This is a genomic window from Bacteroidota bacterium (genome assembly GCA_016183775.1).
Lineage (GTDB): Bacteria > Bacteroidota > Bacteroidia > JABDFU01 > JABDFU01 > JABDFU01.
In genome coordinates, this window is the sequence record JACPDY010000002.1 from 29,890 (window position 1) to 50,674 (window position 20,785).

Sequence of the window (20,785 nt, forward strand, 5' to 3'; positions counted from 1 at the left end):
AATTACGGCCATTACGTATATTAAATCCCGCTTTGAATTCCCACCAATATTTATTACATTTACCTACCATAAAAACTCAAACCTATGTTTAAAAAATTACTTTCAACGCTTCTTATAGCTTCAGTTAGTGTAACTATTGGTTTTGCACAACAACCTCCTAACGCCGGGTTTGAATCTACCTGGGTAGCTCAAAGTGGATACTCCGAGCCTCCGGGATGGGGAACTCCAAATTTATTGAGTAGTAGTACTTCCATTTTTGGCCCTAATGCGGTATCAGTAACTCAGGCAACATCACCGAATGTGAATGGTGGTACTTATGCTGTAAAAATATCAACAATTAAATATACTCCCGGATTCGTTGATATTAGCACCTATCTGCCAAATGATACATTTGGTTTCGTTTTTTCAGGTAAAATAATGCCTTCATCGCCTTATTTATTTCCAGGCTATACACAAACTACGCGCTATGCACAACTTGATTTTTACGCTAAATACACACCGGTAGGAAGCGACAATGGAACATGCACTGTGTTTTTTCAAAGGAGAAACGGAAGCAAGGTTGACACTATTGCTTATGGCGCAACGGTTATTGCAAGTAACGCATCTTTTGCACAACTTTCTGTCCCTCTCATCTACAAATCGGGTTTAGCTCCGGATACGGCAACTATTATCTTTAATTCCAGTTATACTAAACCACAGATCGGCAGTGCTCTTTGGATTGATGATCTTTCTTTTTCGGGCTTAGTGGCAGGAATTAACGAGCGCAATATGCTTATTAACGCTATTAAAGTATTCCCAAACCCTGCGACCGACAATATTACATTTGCTGCTTCAGTGGCCAACGAAAGTCTTTCAATGGTTGAAGTTTTTGATGCTACTGGCCGCAGAATTGACGGAGTTGCTATTCAAAACAACCGCCACGAATTGAACGTAAATAAATATGCTGAAGGCTTATATATGTACAATGCCTATAATGGTAAGAAGGAACTGATCGGCATTGGTAAATTCAATGTAACAAAGTAATTTTTTAATCTTAATACTTAAAAGCCCCTTCCCAGGTAAATTGGGGAGGGGTTTTTTGTTTGCCCGCTTAAATAAAATGGAACGCTGATATCGGGTCATTACGATTGTCATGATTAGATCAGCCTGGATCATAACAATCATAACAATCTGCGTTCCATTGTGTACTAAATGAGAAAACATTTTTATATTTTATTTATCGCATGCGCACTTACTTGCTGTAAGCCTGCAACTGAGCAAGTACCCAAAACCGAACCCGTAAAAAAAACGGAAAATATAGATGCACACGTTTCGAAACTGTTAAAAAAACACCTGCAAAATATTGATTCGGCTTCAATAATAGTTATTGCCTCCGATACGCTTGCAGCCCCGGTACAATTGGCCAGACTTTATGCCGGATTTGGATCAAATTCCATCTGGACGAGCAAAGGTTTCCTCAATAAAAATGGAGATACGCTCCTTAATATACTGAGGAAGACTTATATGTATGGACTTATCCCCGAAAATTATTACACAAACCAGATCGATTCCTTTTTAAAAACGGCTGCTGATAAGCCAGGGACAATTGATGCAGTCAAGATCACGAATGCGGAACTGCTTTTATCTGACGGATTATTTAAACTGGCCGTTCACCTGAACAAAGGGCGCCTGAACCCTGACAGTCTCCGGAGAGAATGGAAAATAAAACAGGTTGATACCGCGATCGTTTCCACGTTCACAAAAGCCATTCATGAAAACACATTACATGCCGTGATCGATTCACTGGAACCAAAGCACGATCAATATAAAAAATTAAAACTCGCACTAAATGCATTTCGTAAAGAGTTTGCAAACAGTAATTGGGACAGCCTTCCACCTATTCAAAACGATACGATCGCATTTTATAATCTGCTCAAACAAAGGCTCATTGCAAGTCACCAATATGATTCCACATTAAAGATAAACGATGAAAAAAAACTGATCAGAGCCTTAAAAAAGTTTCAGTTGCAGCACGCGCTTAACGATGATGGCCGCATCGGTAAATATACCTACGCCGCACTCAACGTATCTAAAGAAAATAAAATCCGGCAGATCGAGGTGAACATGGAACGCTGGCGCTGGGAAAATAAGCCCGGCAAGCGTTACCTGTGGATAAACATTCCTTCTTACATGCTGAAACTGATCGATGCCGACACCATTCATACCGAAGTAAAAGTGATCACGGGCAGCCCTAAACACCCTACTCCGCTTTTAAAAAGCAGCATTACCTGGTTCATCATTTATCCCTACTGGAGCGTGCCTTACAAAATTGCCTCCGAAGAAATTCTACCCCGTATTAAGTGGGACACGGCTTACCTGCGTAAGAATAATTTCGATGTGTTGGATTGGAACTACCAGGTGGTGGATCCCAGATATATAAAATGGAAGAAATACAACAAAACCAATCTGCCATACAAATTCAGGCAGCGCGAAGGAGAAGACAATTCACTGGGAGTAATTAAATTCATGTTCAAAAACAGGTTCGGGGTATACCTGCACGATACAAATTCAAAACGATTATTCAATAAAGAGATCAGGGCCTTAAGTCATGGCTGCGTTCGCATGCAAAACCCATGGGTGCTGGCCGAATACCTTATTGAAGACGACAAACGCTACACTACCGATTCGTTGTTTAACTATTACGAAAAAGAACAAAAAAAGACAATTGCCATAAAAAAGCCTCTGCCCATAAATATTAAATATTTTACCTGTGAAGTGGATACCAATAACACCTTGTTTTTTTATACAGATATTTACGAAAAAGACAAAAAAATGTTCAAAACCCTTTATAAATAATAGTTACCATTCCACCCGTTTAAACTCGCTTTTTTGCCTAAAAAATTTATCTTTGCTACCTCTCATTTCAGGATAAGATCAGGATGGAAAATTTCGTAGTATCGGCCCGTAAATACAGACCTGCAACCTTTAATACAGTTGTAGGCCAGGCCTCTATTACAAATACCCTTAAAAATGCCATTAAAAACCATCACCTGGCACAGGCCTTTTTATTCTGCGGTCCGCGCGGGGTTGGAAAAACCACCTGCGCCCGCATTCTGGCTAAAACCATCAATTGCCAGAACCTGACTGAGAATACAGAAGCCTGCGACAAATGTGAATCGTGTAAATCATTCAATAGCGGCCAATCATTAAATGTATATGAGCTGGATGCGGCTTCCAATAACTCGGTCGATGATATTCGTAACCTTGTTGACCAGGTTCGTTTTGCACCGCAATTAGGAAACTACAAAGTGTATATTATAGATGAGGTGCACATGCTGTCGCAAGCCGCCTTTAACGCCTTTCTTAAAACACTTGAAGAGCCCCCAAAACATGCCATTTTTATCCTGGCGACAACCGAAAAGCATAAAATAATCCCGACCATACTTTCACGCTGCCAGATCTTTGATTTCAATCGCATACAGGTTGAAGATATTGCCAGCCACCTGGCATTTATCGCCAAAAGCGAAAATATAACCGCGGACGCGGATGCACTTCACATTATAGCTCAAAAGGCAGATGGAGCGTTGCGCGACGCCTGTTCCATATTTGACCAGATCGTAAGCTTTGCGGGAAACAACCTCACATACAAAGCCGTGATCGACAACCTTAATATTCTCGATTACGATTACTATTTTAAAGTAACGGATGCGCTTATAACTGAAAATATACCGGCGGCACTGCTGCTCTTCAATGAAATTTTAAACAATGGTTTTGACGGACATAACTTCATAACAGGACTTGGCGAACACCTTCGCAACCTGCTGGTATGTAAAGATGCTTCAACATTATCATTATTAGAGGTGAGTGCTAACATAAAAGATAAATACAAAGAACAAAGCGGGAAATGCCCGCAGCTATTACTGTTGAGGGGCCTCAACATCATTAACCGCTGCGATACGCAATATAAATCCAGCAAAAATCACCGGCTGCAGGTCGAACTTGCCCTGATGCAACTGTGTTCTATCAATACCCCTGATACTGAAAAAAAAAATGACAGTATTAAGGTAAATACTGCTAATACAGCCATACAGAGTGATGCGCCTCCGGCAAAAACGACTACAACTGCTTCAACCGGCTCAGATATTCCGGGGAACAATGGCAAATCTGCGTCGGTTAACGCTGCTCCTGCTTCAACAGCAGTTAAGACTACTCCCACTCCAACCGCAGCCATTACTTCGCCAACTGTTGCAACAATCAAGAAACCGGGGCTAAAAACATCTTCTCCTTCCATCAACCAGTTTATCAATCAAACAAAAACTGAGACAAAAAAGATAACCACTGAAGCAAATGAGGCTGCTCCTGATTACGAAAAACCGGCTATGGCTTTCTCCCAGGAAATCCTGGAGAATACCTGGAATCTTTATGCGAAGAATATCCAACAAAAAGGCAAGATCAATTTATACAGTACACTTTCTTTCCGAAAACCATTACTGAAAGAAAATTTCATCATTGAATTTACCATTGAAAACAAAGTGCAGCAGGAAGTACTTGAACAGGAACGATTGGATCTGTTAAGTTTTTTAAGAAAAGAGCTGAACAACTACAGCATAAACCTTAAAACGATAATAAACACCATTGAAAGCGAACGCAAACCTTATACAACAGGAGATAAATTTAAACGCATGGCCGAAAAAAATCCGGCTATAAATAAATTAAAACAATTGTTCGATCTTGATATTGACGGCTGACAAGCCGCATTTGTAATAATACCTTTCAGACATATAATATGTATAAACATTTTAAGCAGGATTCATCAGCTCAATCCGGCACAAAATATTTTCAAACCAATTTGAGGAACAACTTTGTTTACACCTTCATTGTTTTGGCATTTGTTTTATTTTCATGTAATCCATCGAAAAAATCAAAAGCCGCGTACGAGGTTGTAGAAAATGACCCCCTTAAAGCACGCATCTATACCCTTGATAATGGTCTTAAAGTATATATGACCGTTTATAAGAACGCGCCCCGCATTCAAACCTGCATTGCAGTTAAAGCCGGCAGCAAAAATGATCCGGCAGATGCTACAGGCCTCGCTCATTACCTTGAACACATGTTGTTTAAAGGGACAGACAAGTTCGGATCGAAAGATTTTGCAAAAGAAGAATCCGAAATAAAAAAAATTGAAACCTTGTATGATGAGTACAGGCAGGTGAAAGATACTGCTTTGCGAAAAGCCATATATCATAAAATAGACAGTGTTTCCGGTGTCGCTTCAAAATATGCTATCGCGAATGAATTTGATAAAATGATGGCTTCGATCGGCGCGGTCGGCTCCAACGCGTACACTTCGCACGAACAAACTGTTTACATAGAGGATATTCCCTCCAACCAGTTTGAAAAATGGGCAACTATTGAGGCGGAGCGCTACAGGAAGCCGGTCATGCGTTTGTTTCATACCGAACTGGAAGCTGTTTACGAGGAGAAGAACCGTGGATTGGATAACGACAACTCAAAAATATGGGAAACATTGCTTGCCGGACTATTCCAAAAACACACTTACGGTACCCAAACTACGATCGGCACTATTGAGCACCTTAAAAATCCATCTATAACCAAGATCAATGAGTACTTCAATACCTATTATGTTCCAAACAATATGGCCATTTGCCTTTCAGGCGATTTTGATCCCGACTCGGCTATAAAAGTAATCGAACAAAAATTCTCAGGATTTCAAAGCAAGCCTGTACCTGTTTTTATACCCGCCAAAGAAGATCCCATTTCAAAACCAATCATAAAAGAAGTTGTTGGTCCAAACGCGGAAGAGGTGAGCTTCGCCTTCCGTTTCGAGGGCGCAGGATCGAACGATGCGAATATGATCACGCTCATCAGCAAGATACTTGCAAATGGCAAAGCCGGTCTTATCGATCTTGATCTTATTCAAAAGCAGGAGGTTTTGGCCGCTTACACATTTCCACTTATTCTGAAAGATTATTCCGCATTGATCTTCGATGCACAGCCCAAAAAAGAACAATCCCTTGACCAGGTAAGATATCTTTTGCTTCAGCAGATCGAAAAAATAAAACAAGGTAATTTCCCTGATTGGCTGCTTCCTGCTATCATCAACAATATGAAACTGGAAGAAATAAAAGCTTACGAAGATAACTCGAGACGCACCGATGCTTTTGTAAAAGCATTTACCACTGGTATCAATTGGCGCGATCATGTTGAAACCATGAACAAATTATCGCAGGTAACCAAACAACAGGTCATTGACTTTGCTAAGGCAAACTTCAAAGACAATTATGTGATCGTTTACAAACGAACAGGGGAAGATAAAAATGTGCAAAAGGTTGAAAAACCCGCAATCACACCCGTAGAGGTGAACCGTAACGATCAGTCGGAATTCGTTAAAAAGATCATTAACTCTCCCTCCCCGGCTATTGAACCCGTTTTTATTGATTACAGCAAAGACATTAAAAAATTCAATGTAAAAAATAATATTCCTGTGCTGTATAATGAGAACAGCGAAAACAAAACCTTTGATATGCATTTTGTGGTTGATATGGGAACCAACCAGGATAAAAAATTAAAGATCGCCACTGACTACCTGAATTACCTGGGCACATCAAAATATTCGCCCGAACAGGTACAGCAGGAGTTCTACAAACTCGCATGTTCATATAATGTGTTCAGTTCGGAAGACGAAACACGCGTTAGCCTGAGCGGCCTGTCGGAAAATTTCGAGAAGGCCCTGGCACTTTTTGAAGAACTTTTAAGCGACGCTCAGCCAAATAAAGAAGCATTGGTTAATTTGGTTTCTGACGTACTTAAAAAACGACAGGATGATATGCTTGACAAGAACACCATCCTGTTTGACGGAATGGTTTACTACGGAATGTATGGTCAAACGTCTCCTTTCACTAACATATTAACGGAAGCTGAATTAAAAGTCCTTCAGCCGGAAGAGCTGATCAGCATAATAAAAAAGTTAAATGCATATGAACATCATATTTTATATTACGGAACGCTCCAGGAAGAAGAGCTTGTCTCGTCAATTAATAAATATCATAAAGTCCCGGCGAAGTTAGATCCCGTTCCTCCTAACATCCCATTCCCGTTCAAAACAACAGATAATAATGTGTATGTTGTTAATTATGACATGAAACAGGCGGAGATCATTATGATATCGAAAAGTGAGTTGTACAACAAGGATATTGTTCCGGGCTCAGTATTATTCAACGAATATTTTGGCGGGGGCATGTCATCTGTCGTATTCCAGGAATTACGTGAATCCAAAGCCCTTGCATACAGTGTTTTCGCCAACTTCCGCACCGCTAAGCGAAAAGATAAGAACAACTATATTCTTTCATACATTGGCACTCAAAGCGACAAGCTGCCGGAGGCCATGGCCGGTATGACCGGACTGCTGAACAATATGCCCGAATCGGAAAATGCATTTAAGTCGGCGAAAGAATCTGTTTTACAGGGATTGCGCACAGAACGCATTACACGATCGGATATCCTGCTTAATTATGAGAAGAACAGGAAATTAGGTGTCGATCATGATATCCGTAAAGATATTTACGCGAAAGTTCCTGCCATGACAATGGAAAACATTAAAAAGTTTCAACAGCAATATGTAAAAGATAAAAGCTACAATATTCTCGTTTTAGGTAAAAAAGAAAATCTCGACTTCAAAACACTTGAAAAATATGGTAAAATAAACTTTTTACAACTGAAGGATATTTTCGGGTATGATAAAACGCCTTCGGCTGAAAAGGTTTTGAATTAGTCTTGAGCCTGGCCCCTTCGACTCCGCTCAGGGTGCCGCATAAATCAATACGAACGGAGGCGAATACTACAAAGAAGAAATAAATATTTTTAATTTAAATACTTAAACAATATGCAAAAGATCAAAGTAGCAAATCCTGTTGTGGAACTTGATGGGGATGAAATGACCCGTGTGATATGGAAATATATTAAAGACAAACTGATCCTCCCCTACCTGGATCTCGACATTAAATATTACGACCTCGGTGTTGAGTATCGTGATAAAACGGATGATAAAGTAACCGTTGAATCAGCGGAAGCGATTAAAAAATATAATGTCGGTATTAAATGTGCCACTATTACGCCCGATGAGGCCCGTGTGAAAGAATTTAACCTGAAACAAATGTGGAAATCGCCAAACGGCACTATCCGGAATATTCTGGATGGTACCGTTTTTCGCGAACCCATTGTAATGAAAAATGTTCCACGGCTGGTTCCTAACTGGACAGCGCCTATATGTATAGGCCGTCACGCTTTTGGAGATCAGTACCGTGCTACAGATTTTCTGACCAAAGGAAAAGGGAAACTGACTATCACCTATTCTCCCGAAGACGGAAGTACTCCTCAATCATTCGAAGTATTTAACTATAAGGGAGACGGCGTTGCAATGGCCATGTTCAATACTGATGAGTCGATTCGCGGATTTGCCAATGCGTGTTTCAATACGGCATTACTTAAAAAATGGCCCTTATACCTTTCAACAAAAAATACGATCTTGAAAAAATATGATGGACGGTTTAAGGATATTTTCGAAGAAATATTTGAAAAAGATTTTAAAACCAAATTTGATGCTGCAGGGATTACATATGAACACCGTTTGATTGATGACATGGTGGCAAGTGCATTAAAATGGAATGGAAATTTTGTTTGGGCCTGCAAAAATTATGATGGTGATGTACAAAGCGATACTGTTGCACAGGGCTTTGGTTCATTAGGACTTATGACTTCAGTACTTGTTACACCCGATGGAAAAACAATGGAAGCGGAAGCCGCACACGGCACAGTAACACGCCACTTCCGCGAACATCAAAAAGGAAAGCCAACCTCAACTAATCCTATAGCTTCGATCTTTGCATGGACGCGTGGCCTTGCTTTCAGGGGATTGCTCGATAAAAACCAGCAGCTGACCAATTTCTGCACCACACTTGAAAAAGTTTGCGTTGAAACTGTCGAATCAGGTAAAATGACCAAAGACCTCGCTGTTTGTATTCATGGCAACAAAGTAAATCACGGTGAACATTATTTGTACACTGATGAGTTTCTTTCGGCTATTGACAGTAATTTGAAAGCAAAGCTTAAGTAGCCACCCCTGAGTCTTCGATTCCGCTCAGACTCTCACACCCGGGCACACTGAGCGGAGTCAAAGTCCACTTCAGATTTACGATTGAATTATACAAATATTTTTATTAAAAAATCCACCAACTATTTTTGGCATCATTACCGTATTTTTATTATCCAAACCCTCATTCGTTCCATTATCTAAGGTGTACTTAAGTTAACATTTACACTACACCCATTCTTATCTTTAATATTTATTGTGTATGTACCTGGACAAAGCTGATTCTTGTATCTGTTAACATAACCATCGAGCCAGGAATAACTGTAAGGACTTGTACCACCCATAGCATTTACCATTATCCATTGTTTACAACCGCATCCTGTGCAGCCTGCAGTTCCTTTGACAATTTGTCCAACTACTGCGGAAGGAGAAATTATTGCAGCCATTGACATTGCGCTGCAACCTTTAGAATCAGTAATGGTTACTGAATAATTACCTGCTATAAGACCCGTTGCTGTTTGTGTTGTTTGTCCGTTACTCCAGCTGTAGGTATATGGAACTGTGCCACTACCCGGACTCGCAAGTATAGTACCATTGGAACTTCCATTACAGGTTATATTGCCAGATGAAGTGGTTAAAGTAACGGACGGATTGACTGTTACTACAGCTGTTGAAGTTGATGTATTTCCACCGGCATCTTTTATTGTTACTGTATAAGTTGTGGTTGACGCAGGACAAGGATTTATATTTTGTGTTGTTGCACTATTGCTCCAGGTATAAGTATAAGGAGTGGTTCCGCCCGCACCGTTCGAAGTTATTGTTGCGCATGCACCCGGACACACTGAACCACCAACGGCACTTACCGTAGGAGCATTGCAATTAACTACCACTATACTTTGGGTTACAGAATTATTACATGTTCCGTCTTTGACTGTATGAACAACACTGTAAGTTCCTGCAGTTAAAAAAGTATAAGAAAAATTAGTGGTGGTACCGCTTACGTTTGCAGGGGCTATAGTTGAAATTAGCCAGGTATACGTTATGCCTGAACCGGGAGGAGTACCGGTATTTGTAAAATTCACTTTAGTTCCAACACATGCCGTGGACACATTAAATGTTGCCGAAACGGGAGAGCTTCCTGTAATTGTAAAAGTCTTAGTAATGACACAACCCAAATTATCGGAAATAGTTAATGTATAACTTCCCGCAACCGCGTTTGAAAGTTCGGAACCATCTAAAATACCGATCTTGGTGCCTGTTCCTGTTTGACCTGTATTCCAGGTATAATAGTAAGGAGCGGTTCCACCGACAATGGTCGCATAAGCCCTTCCGCTTGTGGTACAACTGATATTTGCACTAGCAGTATTTACAGTTGGCGATGATTTAGTAACTAAAACAACTGTGGTTCTTATGGTACATCCTGTATTATCTGTCACAGAACACGTATATGTACCAGGAGGAATACCCGTTGCATTTGCACCCGTCTGACCCGAAGGAGACCACAAATACGTATATGGACCTGTTCCGCCTGTAACTACCACTCCTGCAGTTCCATTTGGCGCCCCCGGACATGCCGGGTTGATAGAAGTGGTCGTTAATGTTAGGCCTGTTGAAGTTTCTATAGCAACGGTCGTTACATTAAAACCTCCATTACATCCGTTAACATCAGTCACGGCAACCGTATAAATACCCGGAGACAAACCTGTTGCCGTTTGCCCCGTTTGGCCAGATGGATTCCACAGGAAACTGTATGGGCCAGTTCCACCGGCTACCGAAACTGTGGCAGTTCCATTGTTACCGGCACCACAACTAAGGGGCGTTGGATTAACGCTCAAAGTTAACAGCGGCTGACAATTAACAACATTGAATTGAATTGATGCAACAAAGCCATCACCGCAGGCAAGTACCTCGCCCGATATGCCTAATGCCACATCATATACAGTATCAGCGGTTGCGACAGATGCCACATAATTCAATGTTGAATCGAATTTGCTCACTCCGTCATGTGTCCCAACATATACATTCCCACATCCATCGATTACTATGCCACTGTTATTACCAACACTTCCATTACTTACAGTTACAGAAGAAATTGCAGCACCTGTATTGATGTTTCGTTTATAAATAGTTTTACCATCATAGGTCATGATAAACTTATTGTTTACAGTTATACCATTGAAGCCCTGGAAAGAGCCTGCAGCTTGTACATAATTCATACCGGCCGATTCCGCGATCAGGTAACCATTACCTACATTATAAATCGGAGCAATGGCAGGAGTTGAAGCCGCCAGAACATTTCCTGCTGCTGTTGCTACGCCAAGCCAGTCAACATGCAGACTGTAGATCCGGCCCGTAAAAGAAACCGCTAAAGACCTTAATTCACGGCCTGTACCCGTACCCCCCACAGGCTGGATGCCTGTCACAGCACCGGTAACCGGGTTTACGCGTCCGATGCCTCCTGTTCCATCAAAATATCCTCCGACAATTAAATTATTATAATTGCAATCGAATCCGATCCGCCAAAGTTCAGTACGGTCCCGAACCAATCCTGTGGAAGAAAAATAAACTAAATTCCCGGATGGATCTACTTTAACAATTCCTCCCTTCCAGGCCCCGTCACACAGGTAGGTATTTCCATTTAAGTCGAGTGCAAAATCACCATAATATGATGCACCTAATTGAACCGGAGTAAAAGTCCACAGAAGAGTGCCAGCAGAAGAATATTTCTTTAATTGATAGGGGCCCTGCCATCCGTCACCACCACCATAAATAAAGACATTCCCTGCCGCATCACGCGCAATATCATACGCCTGATTTGCAATGGTCATTGCAGGATTGGCTGTCCAGGGGTCAATGACCACTGCTTTTGACCTGTCATAGCCATCAAGTCTGAAAGCCACGTTATTGCCATCCAAAACGGAGAATTGTGAATTGATCATCCCGCCATTTTCCGAATAATATGTTTGTGGCGCATGGTCAATTATTGTTCCTGCCAAACCATTTATATGTATATTCCCATCTCTATCCAGGGAAACTTCTTTTGCATTACCATAGTGCATTCTGATGTCAGAAGGATCAGCTCCGGGATGCAGAATAAAAGAATATTTTATTCCTGTTGTTTTATGAAACACATACTCTACATCAATTCCCGGATAAAGATCTTTATAAGTGAGCTTCTTATATCCGAAAGCCTTAACCGTTTTATTATTTTCTTTGAAACCATAAGTAAAATAATCGGCGGAAATATCTTCAGCAACAATTTTTACATCCGGATTTGCATTTAGCCAGTTCATGTCAAGGCCGTAAACTTTACCTCTTCTCTCTTTCATCTTCCCTCTTTCGGCAGCTTCTTCATTCTGATCTAAAATATTTTCTGTACTAATTTTTTCAATACTCTCCGAAGACTCCTTCTCATACAATTTATAGGTCAACCCCTTTGATGTAAAATATGCCTCTATGCCATTACTATTTATGCCATATTTTATTTCGACTCCTTTCTCTAAACCATTTTCAAAAAACTGTCCGCTGTTCTCAATAAAAACATTGTCTTTAAAAATATCCCTTCTTATCCAATCTGATGAATAGCTTCCAGAAACCCGGCTGAACGACTGAGCGCACAAGAATTGACCTGATAGCAAAACCAAAATGGCAAGTGTTCGTATTTTCATTGTCCAAAATCTCTTTCGTACTAATATCTATGGTGTACTTAAATTAACATTTACACTACACCCGTTCTTATCTTTTATATTTACAGTATAATTACCCGGACAAAGTCGGTTTTTGTATCTGTTAACATAACCATCAGGCCAGGAATATGAGTATGGGCTCGTCCCACCTGAGGCAGTTACCATTATCCATTGTTTACAGCCGCAACCTGAACAAACTGCTGTTCCCTTGGCAAATTGACCGACCATGGGCGGTGATACAATTACAGTGGCTGTAGCGGTAGATGTAGCTCCTCCCGAATCAGTTATTTTAACTGTATAGGTTGTTGTCACTGTTGGGCAGGGATTTATGTTTTGTGTTGTAGCGCCAGTGCTCCACGAATAAATATAAGGTGCTGTGCCTCCCGTTACATTTGACTTTACCATCGCACAAGATCCTGAACAAAGGATTGTATCTGAGGCATATGCTGTAATACCTCCGCAGGATGGACCGGTGATTGTAAATGTTGCTGTTTGTGTTTGATTACAATTACTGGTTGCTGTTACTGTATAGGTTCCGGCGCATAAACCCGAAATGCTGCTTGTGGCTGACGTAACGCCGGATTGTATTGTTCCATTACTCCATTTATAAGTGTAAGGATCAACGCCGCAGCTTAATGAAACAGTAGCCGTGCCATTGCAAACACACGAAGTTGAATTAGCCTGGCTTTTGTTAATTGTGGATGGTATCGGGCTGAATTTGTAAATAGCAAATCCGGCATCACCATTTCCTGTGTTATCAAAATAGGCTCCACCGCCCGGGTTTACAAATTGGGTGTTTACGGTAGTGAGGTCGCTGCTGGAGCCGATAAAGATATTACTTTGATTGTCAATAACAATTGTTGGTACGTGATCGTCCCCATCTCCTTTAATGTAGGTTGCCCAAAGTATATTATCCATTGGGGTGAATTTGATCAGGAATAAATTACATTGCCAGGATATCCCTTTGGGATTTGAAAATGTTGACTGAAAATATCCCATATTGCAAGCATCTTGCTTAGTGAAAAGATTAGGAGATCTTGTGGAGAAGCTTAGATAAACGTTTCCGCAAATATCCGTGTTCAGATATGGGGACCAATAAGACTGCGTCGCTTCCTGGCCGGATCCGCCAAAAAGAGTTGCCCACAAAAGTGATTCCGAACTACTGAATTTAAGAATGTAAACGTCAGACCTTCCTCCGGGTGTATTATCATAATATCCGCCCGAATTTAATGTGTTAAAATCTGTCGGTTGAACGACGCCTCCGCTCATTGAAGTGGAACCAGCCACATAAAGATTCCCATTCGCATGTTTCAATAAATAGCCTCCCATTTCATCTCCCGATCCTCCGTAATAGGTTGACCATAGAAGCAGATAGGAAGCACTAAACTTAAGAATAAAACAATCTGATGATCCATTCAGCGTATTATCGAAATAACCTCCTGAATTTAACGTAGGCAGATTAGTAGAATATGTCATACCCGATATGTAAATAGTTCCTGCACCATCACAAATAATGGACCAAGGGTCTTCATATCCCGTCCCACCAAAGTAGGTGGACCACAGAATCGCATTCGCTGCATTAAACTTCACAATGAAAAGATCATTGCTCCCCGCATTTGCATTATCAAAATATCCTCCCGAATTTACAAGCGGCAAATCAGCCGAATTGGTTAAGCCTGTTACATAAATTTGGCCGCTGCCATCTGTTGTTATCGATTTGCAGGTTTCCATAACAGTACCTCCATAGTAGGTTCCCCATTGCCTTACCCCTGATAAATTGAATTTAATTATAAAACCATCGGAAGATCCGCCAATTGCATTGTCAAAGTAGCCCGTAGAAGCCTGTACGGGAAAATTCGCAGACCGGGTGGTTCCTGCAATGTATAAATTATCAGAAATATCGCAGACCATGCTGAATGGATAATCATAGGCTGAGCCCCCATAATAAGTTGCCCACAACAAAACACCTGCATTAGTAAACTTAAGTATGGCCAGGTCAAGATTTCCGCCGTTGACAAGCTGCATATAATATGTTCCGGAATTGAATGTTGGAAATCCTAAAGATTGTGAATATCCGCATGTGTAGAAGTTTCCAAAACTATCCATTGTTGACGATGCAGCCCACTCCGCAAGCTCACCCCCGTAATATGTAGCCCATACAAGTTGGGGATCTATAATAATAGTTTGCGAGTTGGGGAATTCAGTATACGGAAGCTGAAAAGTAACCTCTACATTGTAATCATCAATTGGCTTTTTATTGAACCGGCTTTCTATTTTAGTTTTTTCATTTTGAATATATGAATATGGCGCGTTTTCAGTTAATGTGCCAAGTTTTGTTTTTATCCGGATATCTCCATCAATTGCAAGCGGTTTTTCGCTTTCGTAAATAAGCTTAATTTTATTTGGATCTGCGCCCGGATGAATAATAAAATCGTACTTCATTCCTTTTTTATCCGAACTATAAAACACCCAGTCAATTCCCGGATAAACATCTTTGATTATAATTTTTTCGTATTGATAAACATCATAAATACCTTGCGGACAATGCCCGTAGAAATAGTTTTGATGTTCTTTACTTTGACCTTCTTTAACAATATTTTCACGATTAATGCTTGCGTCCTTTAAAAGAACATTTACCCAAGCCATTTCTGTTTTCGTGTTTTCTCCCGGCAAATGAAATTGCCCTGCTTTATTTATTTCGTGTTCTTCCTTTTCATTCCTTTCTGATCTTACAAATACATAGGTGAGGCCCTTTTCGGTAATGTAAACATTCATGCCAGGCGCTTCAGCTTTGAAAAGCACAAAGGGAACTGCATTAAAATCTGTATTCATTATCTGGCCTTTGTTCTCAATAAATTTTACCGGCATGCTCTGCAATTGCTGCAGGGCAGGATCGTTAGCCCGAAATTCTCCCACTACATTTTCTGCAAAAAGTGAAATAGATAGTAAGAGTAAAACAGCAATAGTGATTTTAATTTTATCCAACATAAATCTAAAAAATAGTTAGTCTTAAATTCTATGGCGTACTCAGGTTAAGATTTACACTACACCCATTCTTATCAGTAATATTTACAATATAATTACCAGGGCAAAGATGATTCTTGTATCTGTTAACATAACCATCAGGCCAGGAATATGAGTATGGGCTTGTGCCGCCTATTGCGTTTATCATTATCCATTGTTTGCAGCCGCAACCCGCACAGTTGGATGTTCCTTTGGTAAATTGTCCGGCCAAATTACACGTAACACAAGAATTAACTGTTATATATGCAATTTTTTTCAACGAATCACAGGAGGTATATAGTTTGACATCATACGTACCTGGAGTATTGTACACTATTCCTATTGGGTTTTGAGTTGTGGACGTATTAGGTGTGCCACCCGGGAAACTCCAGGAATATGCACTTCCGGATGAATTACAAACAGGATTTATGGAAGTATAATTAACTGCCTGGCCGGCACAAAAAGATGTTTGGCTGGCATTGAAATCCAAATTACCTGCATTACCACCGCAAGTATTGATGTTTAATTTGGCTAAAGCAATATCATAACTTCCATCGCAGGTAGTTTGATATGCTCCGGCCGTTACAGGATAACCGCAGGCTGTCATTACCACCATGTAAACAGAACATCCATCTATTGCAATGCTGCCACCTAATACATCACCAAAGACAGATTCATTATTAGCATTATTTGTACAGGTCAGGCCCATATAACCAGAACATATCAATGTTCCATTCGGATCAAAGGTTGTTATGAATTGATCTTCTGATCCCTTAAATGTTGTTTGATAGGCACACGACGTGACCGGAAAATCAATTGAATAGGTATCCCCCGAAACGATCACATTATTATTTGCATCACAGGCAATGCCGGTACAATTTTCGTCATTGATGGACGTTGCAGTTGCTCCTCCTCCTAAATAGGTTCCCCAAAGCCGTTGTCCAATGCTGTTGAATTTAACAACAAAAATATCGTAATCCCACCCCCCCGGACTATTAACAAGTGTAGTTTGAAAAGCTCCCGAAGTAGCAATAGGAGAAGGAGTTCCCCCTGCAGGTGTCGAGGTCAATCCTCCTGCAACTACATTTCCAAGTCCGTCCGTTGCCACACACTGTATCATCCCGGAATAATATGTAGCCCAAAGTCGGGCACCGGTCGGATTAAATTTAAATAAATAGCCTCTGGATATTGGGGCAGTTGTAAGAAACGCTCCAGGACTTACCGGAAAATTCACACCATTAGTCCGTCCTCCTATGTATATATCTCCATTCAGATCACAAGTAATGCCACCACAGAGTTCTCCGCACGAACTGCCAACATATGTTCCCCAAACACGGGCCCCATTTGACGCGAACTTAACAACAAAAATATCGCTTTGAAGACTGCCGCCACAAAATCCACTATTAATTGCCGGCTGAAATGAACCGCCGGTTGAAATGGCAGTTGTGGATTTGGTATTCCCGTATAAATAAACATTACTTCCATCCGTTGAAACATCATACCCCTTGTCCTCATCAGTGCCCCCATAATAAGTTCCCCAAAGGCGGATTCCTCCGGGATCAAATTTTACAAGAAAAGCGTCATTACCGGCTACGGCCGCATAAGTACTTTGATGAACTACATTACCTGCTGTGGCTCCTGCAATGGCATTGGTAGAAAATGTGTATCCGGAAACCAGCACATTATTTAAGTTATCGGTAGCAATGCCTGTTCCCCATTCACAACCTGAACCTCCGTAAAAAGTGGCCCATAAACGGACACCACTGCTATTCATTTTTACAACAAACGCATCATTCAAACAGGCACCCATTACAGTTTGATGAGCGCCCGGTGATCTGGGAAAATTGGCGGAATATGTTTGTCCTGTAAAAAGCACATTTCCCAAATTATCTGTTGTTACTGACCCTGTCATTTCAGTGTTATTGCCTCCATAATAAGTTACCCAAGGGTCAACCACTAATGCGAAGGAAGGGTTAAAAGTTGAAAATGAAAAATGAACAATCACATCACTATTTGACAATTGTTCGAGTCTATACTCTGATTTTATGTCAATAATTTTTCCGTTTATATTCTGGTAAATTTTGGGCAACTGTTCTGTTATTTCATGGACTGAATTCTTAATTCTTAATTCTCCTCCCGGACCTGCCGAAGGATTAATTGTCAATCCACCTGTTCCACGGTATTTTAATTTAATATCATCAGGATTTCCTCCGGGATTAATAATGATATCGTATTTCAAACCTTTTGCTCTGCTTCCACCTGCATTGAGCGAAGCCGAGCCGTAATATTTCACATCAATATTTTTATAAATATTCTTTACTGTTACTTCATTGTAGGAATTAACACGGGTTATGCCTTGCGGGCATTGACTGAGATAGTAATTTGTATAGCCCTCAATCCTTTCGGCTGTTTCGGTACGGGCATTTAAATTGGCATTTACAAAGTCAATATCTATACGGTGTAATTTAATAATTTGTTTTTCATACAAGGCTTGTTTAAACTCCTGCTCTTCCTCTTCAGTAATCAGCCCGGTTTGTTCCTTTGCTTCAGCTTGCTCATCAATTTCATGCATTATTTCATTTGCATTACTTAACACAAAGCTGAAGCCTGCTTTTCGTATGTATACATCCGCCCCGGCGGTCTCCCCTCTGAATAAAACATCAGAACAAAAATGTTGTTCCATATCAGCAATCTGACCTTTGTTCTCTGTAAAAAAAAGATCATTCCCTTTAAGAGATTGCGCATTCGTGTGGCTAACGAAAAAAACAACAGCGGCAAGGGGTATTAAGCAGATGCTTCTGTTTATTTGTTTTATGTGGAGTTGTGGTATCATGTAATCAGGCAAAATTTTGCAAATCAAATATTGTGGTATACTCAGGTTCAGATTCACACTGGTCAGAAAACTTAGGCCCGCCAGCTTTGACGTCACCAATGGCCTGAGAAAAAAGTGTACCTGAAAAAAATATCTGAAAAAAGAGATTTAAACAAAATGCGCAATGAACAAATCCGTTTTTGAACCTTAATAAATTTTTCACTTTGCCCATTTTTTAAAGGTATTATGATGCGATACGGAATCAAAAACATATATTTACAAATATAGTTTGTTTGAAAATACAAAAATGCATTTAACATATTAGTTATCAATAACTTAAATAAACATTTAATAATGTTAGTAAATTTAAATTAAGGAAGGGTTTAAGCCAAATAAATACAGGGTTATTGAATTCTATTTTTTTTTGCCACCAAAACACGAAAGCACAAAACCTGCCTGCCTGCCGGCAGGTTTCACCAAACGCATTTCGTGGGGTTTAGTGTTTTGGTGGCTTGGTGGCAAAATTTATTGCTTTTATAACGTTATACCAATTTGATTTTAATTTAAGCCCAATCAATACTGGTATAATGCCGATGTGATTAGAATTTAACAACCCTGATAAATACACAAGATTCATGAAAACAAATTCTTCCGAACTATTTGACACGATCAAATCTCTAAGCACACAGGAGAAAAAACGAATCAGAAAAGAAATGTCTCAAAATAACAAAGACAAAAAAACACTATTATTATATGATCTTATCGACAAACAAAAAAAATTTGACGATGCCGCTATTCAAAAAAAACTGGGTCATCCTAAATGGTACCCGCAGCTAAAAAAATATTTACTTGAACGTCTTACCGATAAAATATTCAGCGGAAATCCCGATAAAAAAAACTACACTTATGTGCTCAGGTTAATAACCATTGCCGAACAATTTTACGCGAAAGGATTGTTTAAACAGTCACAAAAGAAATTTGAACAAGCCGCCGACACCTGCAAAAAAAACGACTGGCTGGAATATATCCCGATCATCAATGCCAGGCTTAGCAATATTATAGGCACTAAACACGAGCAAAGAAAAAATTACATTTTTTATACAGAAGCCTACCAGGCTTTAAATCAATCCTATTTGGAAAAAAAATACTCGCTCTTGTTTCGCTGTTTGGAATTCTCAAACAAAACAATGCAATCAAAACAACTTATAAACAATCTGAATATAAATGAATGCTTATCTGATGAAACGCGCCTGACTACCCTGCTTCAAAAACTGCATTACTACCAATTTTTAGCTTCCTATTATAAAAACATTGAAATCAATCATAGCCAAAGCTATTTCTATTGCAAAAAATATCTCGATGTTGTAGTGAAAAAAAATCAGGAAGATGAAAATAAAAATGCGGCTTCCGAAAGCCAGAAAACTTCGCGCGAAAGAAATAATATTGTAGGCTTGCTTAATGTAATCGTCGCGGCAATTAATGCAAATTTATTTGAAGATTTAAATGCCCTGTATCTATCATTCCTTGACCTGAAAAATAAGTTCAACATAAAGGATGATCACAGTCTGGCTCTCCTGTTCGAGGAAAGCCGTTTAATTCTTTACCTGTTAATTTCCACTTCTAATATCACAAGACGAGGATTGGAACATCCGGATTTCGATTTCTATCTCAGGCAATTTTATCATAATGAAAATAAACTACCCCGGCCAACATCAACATCCTGCAATGAACTCATCGCTTTCACCTTCTTTATGAAAAAAAAATGGGCCGATTGCACCGCTTCAATTAATAAAATAGTAAATGACAACGAGATCTACAAAATTTATTCAGAAACATACGCTAACATACTTCTTCTCCGGCTATTCGTGAATTACGAAACAGGGGATCTTGATATCCTGGATTTCAACCTGAAGAAAACGGAACGATATTTCGGGAAGCGCTATTGGGCTTTGCCATACGAAAATCTGATATTGTCATTTTTCAACGAAATAACAATCAACGGTCAGGCTGCTCACTTCAACATATTGAAGAAATACAAGAGCCATCTGGATCACTTACTATTAACTGACAGATCATTCGCAGCAACGTATTTAGCTGAAAGAATATTTATTGATTTCGGCTGTTGGCTCGATTCCAGGATCACCAATAAGCCACTTAGAGATGTGTTAAAAGAAAAATGGAATAAGAATTGAATTG

General features: G+C 40.0%; 9 protein-coding genes. 6 read left to right on the plus strand and 3 right to left on the minus strand.

Annotation, left to right across the window (positions count from 1 at the left end; genetic code table 11):
* Positions 1-84 precede the first annotated feature (84 nt).
* From HYU69_00420 to HYU69_00440, 5 genes are all read left to right on the plus strand, one after another.
* Positions 85-1,023, plus strand: a complete 939-nt coding sequence (locus HYU69_00420) for a T9SS type A sorting domain-containing protein (GenBank protein ID MBI2268800.1) — start codon at positions 85-87, stop codon at positions 1,021-1,023.
* 168 nt (positions 1,024-1,191) lie between these two features.
* Positions 1,192-2,835: a L,D-transpeptidase family protein gene (locus tag HYU69_00425; GenBank protein ID MBI2268801.1), complete on the plus strand. Its 1,644-nt coding sequence runs from the start codon at positions 1,192-1,194 to the stop codon at positions 2,833-2,835.
* Between the two features lie 83 nt (positions 2,836-2,918).
* The gene (locus tag HYU69_00430; GenBank protein ID MBI2268802.1) at positions 2,919-4,727 is read left to right on the plus strand and encodes a DNA polymerase III subunit gamma/tau; all 1,809 of its coding nucleotides are present in this window, start codon (positions 2,919-2,921) and stop codon (positions 4,725-4,727) included.
* Between the two features lie 38 nt (positions 4,728-4,765).
* A complete protein-coding gene (locus HYU69_00435) occupies positions 4,766-7,771 on the plus strand; it encodes an insulinase family protein (GenBank protein ID MBI2268803.1) in 3,006 nt (1,001 codons plus the stop codon).
* A gap of 111 nt (positions 7,772-7,882) precedes the next feature.
* Positions 7,883-9,112 carry an isocitrate dehydrogenase (NADP(+)) gene (locus HYU69_00440; GenBank protein ID MBI2268804.1) on the plus strand — a complete coding sequence of 410 codons (1,230 nt, stop codon included), beginning with the start codon at positions 7,883-7,885 and terminating at the stop codon, positions 9,110-9,112.
* A gap of 176 nt (positions 9,113-9,288) precedes the next feature.
* On the opposite strand, the gene HYU69_00445 is transcribed toward HYU69_00440, so the two are convergent.
* From HYU69_00445 to HYU69_00455, 3 genes are read right to left on the minus strand one after another with little or no spacing between them, the layout of a single operon-like run.
* Positions 9,289-12,756, minus strand: coding sequence for a hypothetical protein (locus HYU69_00445; protein ID MBI2268805.1), 3,468 nt, complete (start codon positions 12,754-12,756; stop codon positions 9,289-9,291).
* Between the two features lie 27 nt (positions 12,757-12,783).
* Positions 12,784-15,762: an SBBP repeat-containing protein gene (locus HYU69_00450; GenBank protein MBI2268806.1), complete on the minus strand. Its 2,979-nt coding sequence runs from the start codon at positions 15,760-15,762 to the stop codon at positions 12,784-12,786.
* A 28-nt stretch (positions 15,763-15,790) separates the two neighbouring features.
* Positions 15,791-18,610, minus strand: coding sequence for an SBBP repeat-containing protein (locus HYU69_00455; protein ID MBI2268807.1), 2,820 nt, complete (start codon positions 18,608-18,610; stop codon positions 15,791-15,793).
* 614 nt (positions 18,611-19,224) lie between these two features.
* On the opposite strand from HYU69_00455, the gene HYU69_00460 reads away from it, so the two are divergent.
* Positions 19,225-20,781 carry a hypothetical protein gene (locus tag HYU69_00460; GenBank protein ID MBI2268808.1) on the plus strand — a complete coding sequence of 519 codons (1,557 nt, stop codon included), beginning with the start codon at positions 19,225-19,227 and terminating at the stop codon, positions 20,779-20,781.
* Positions 20,782-20,785: the final 4 nt, after the last annotated feature.

What these genes read in the sequence shown, in the direction of transcription:
- HYU69_00420 (MBI2268800.1), top strand. Translation starts at nt 85, where the DNA reads ATGTTTAAAAAATTACTTTCAACGCTTCTTATAGCTTCAGTTAGTGTA.
- HYU69_00425 (MBI2268801.1), top strand. Translation starts at nt 1,192, where the DNA reads ATGAGAAAACATTTTTATATTTTATTTATCGCATGCGCACTTACTTGC.
- HYU69_00430 (MBI2268802.1), top strand. Translation starts at nt 2,919, where the DNA reads ATGGAAAATTTCGTAGTATCGGCCCGTAAATACAGACCTGCAACCTTT.
- HYU69_00435 (MBI2268803.1), top strand. Translation starts at nt 4,766, where the DNA reads ATGTATAAACATTTTAAGCAGGATTCATCAGCTCAATCCGGCACAAAA.
- HYU69_00440 (MBI2268804.1), top strand. Translation starts at nt 7,883, where the DNA reads ATGCAAAAGATCAAAGTAGCAAATCCTGTTGTGGAACTTGATGGGGAT.
- HYU69_00445 (MBI2268805.1), bottom strand. Translation starts at nt 12,756, where the DNA reads ATGAAAATACGAACACTTGCCATTTTGGTTTTGCTATCAGGTCAATTC.
- HYU69_00450 (MBI2268806.1), bottom strand. Translation starts at nt 15,762, where the DNA reads ATGTTGGATAAAATTAAAATCACTATTGCTGTTTTACTCTTACTATCT.
- HYU69_00455 (MBI2268807.1), bottom strand. Translation starts at nt 18,610, where the DNA reads ATGATACCACAACTCCACATAAAACAAATAAACAGAAGCATCTGCTTA.
- HYU69_00460 (MBI2268808.1), top strand. Translation starts at nt 19,225, where the DNA reads ATGAAAACAAATTCTTCCGAACTATTTGACACGATCAAATCTCTAAGC.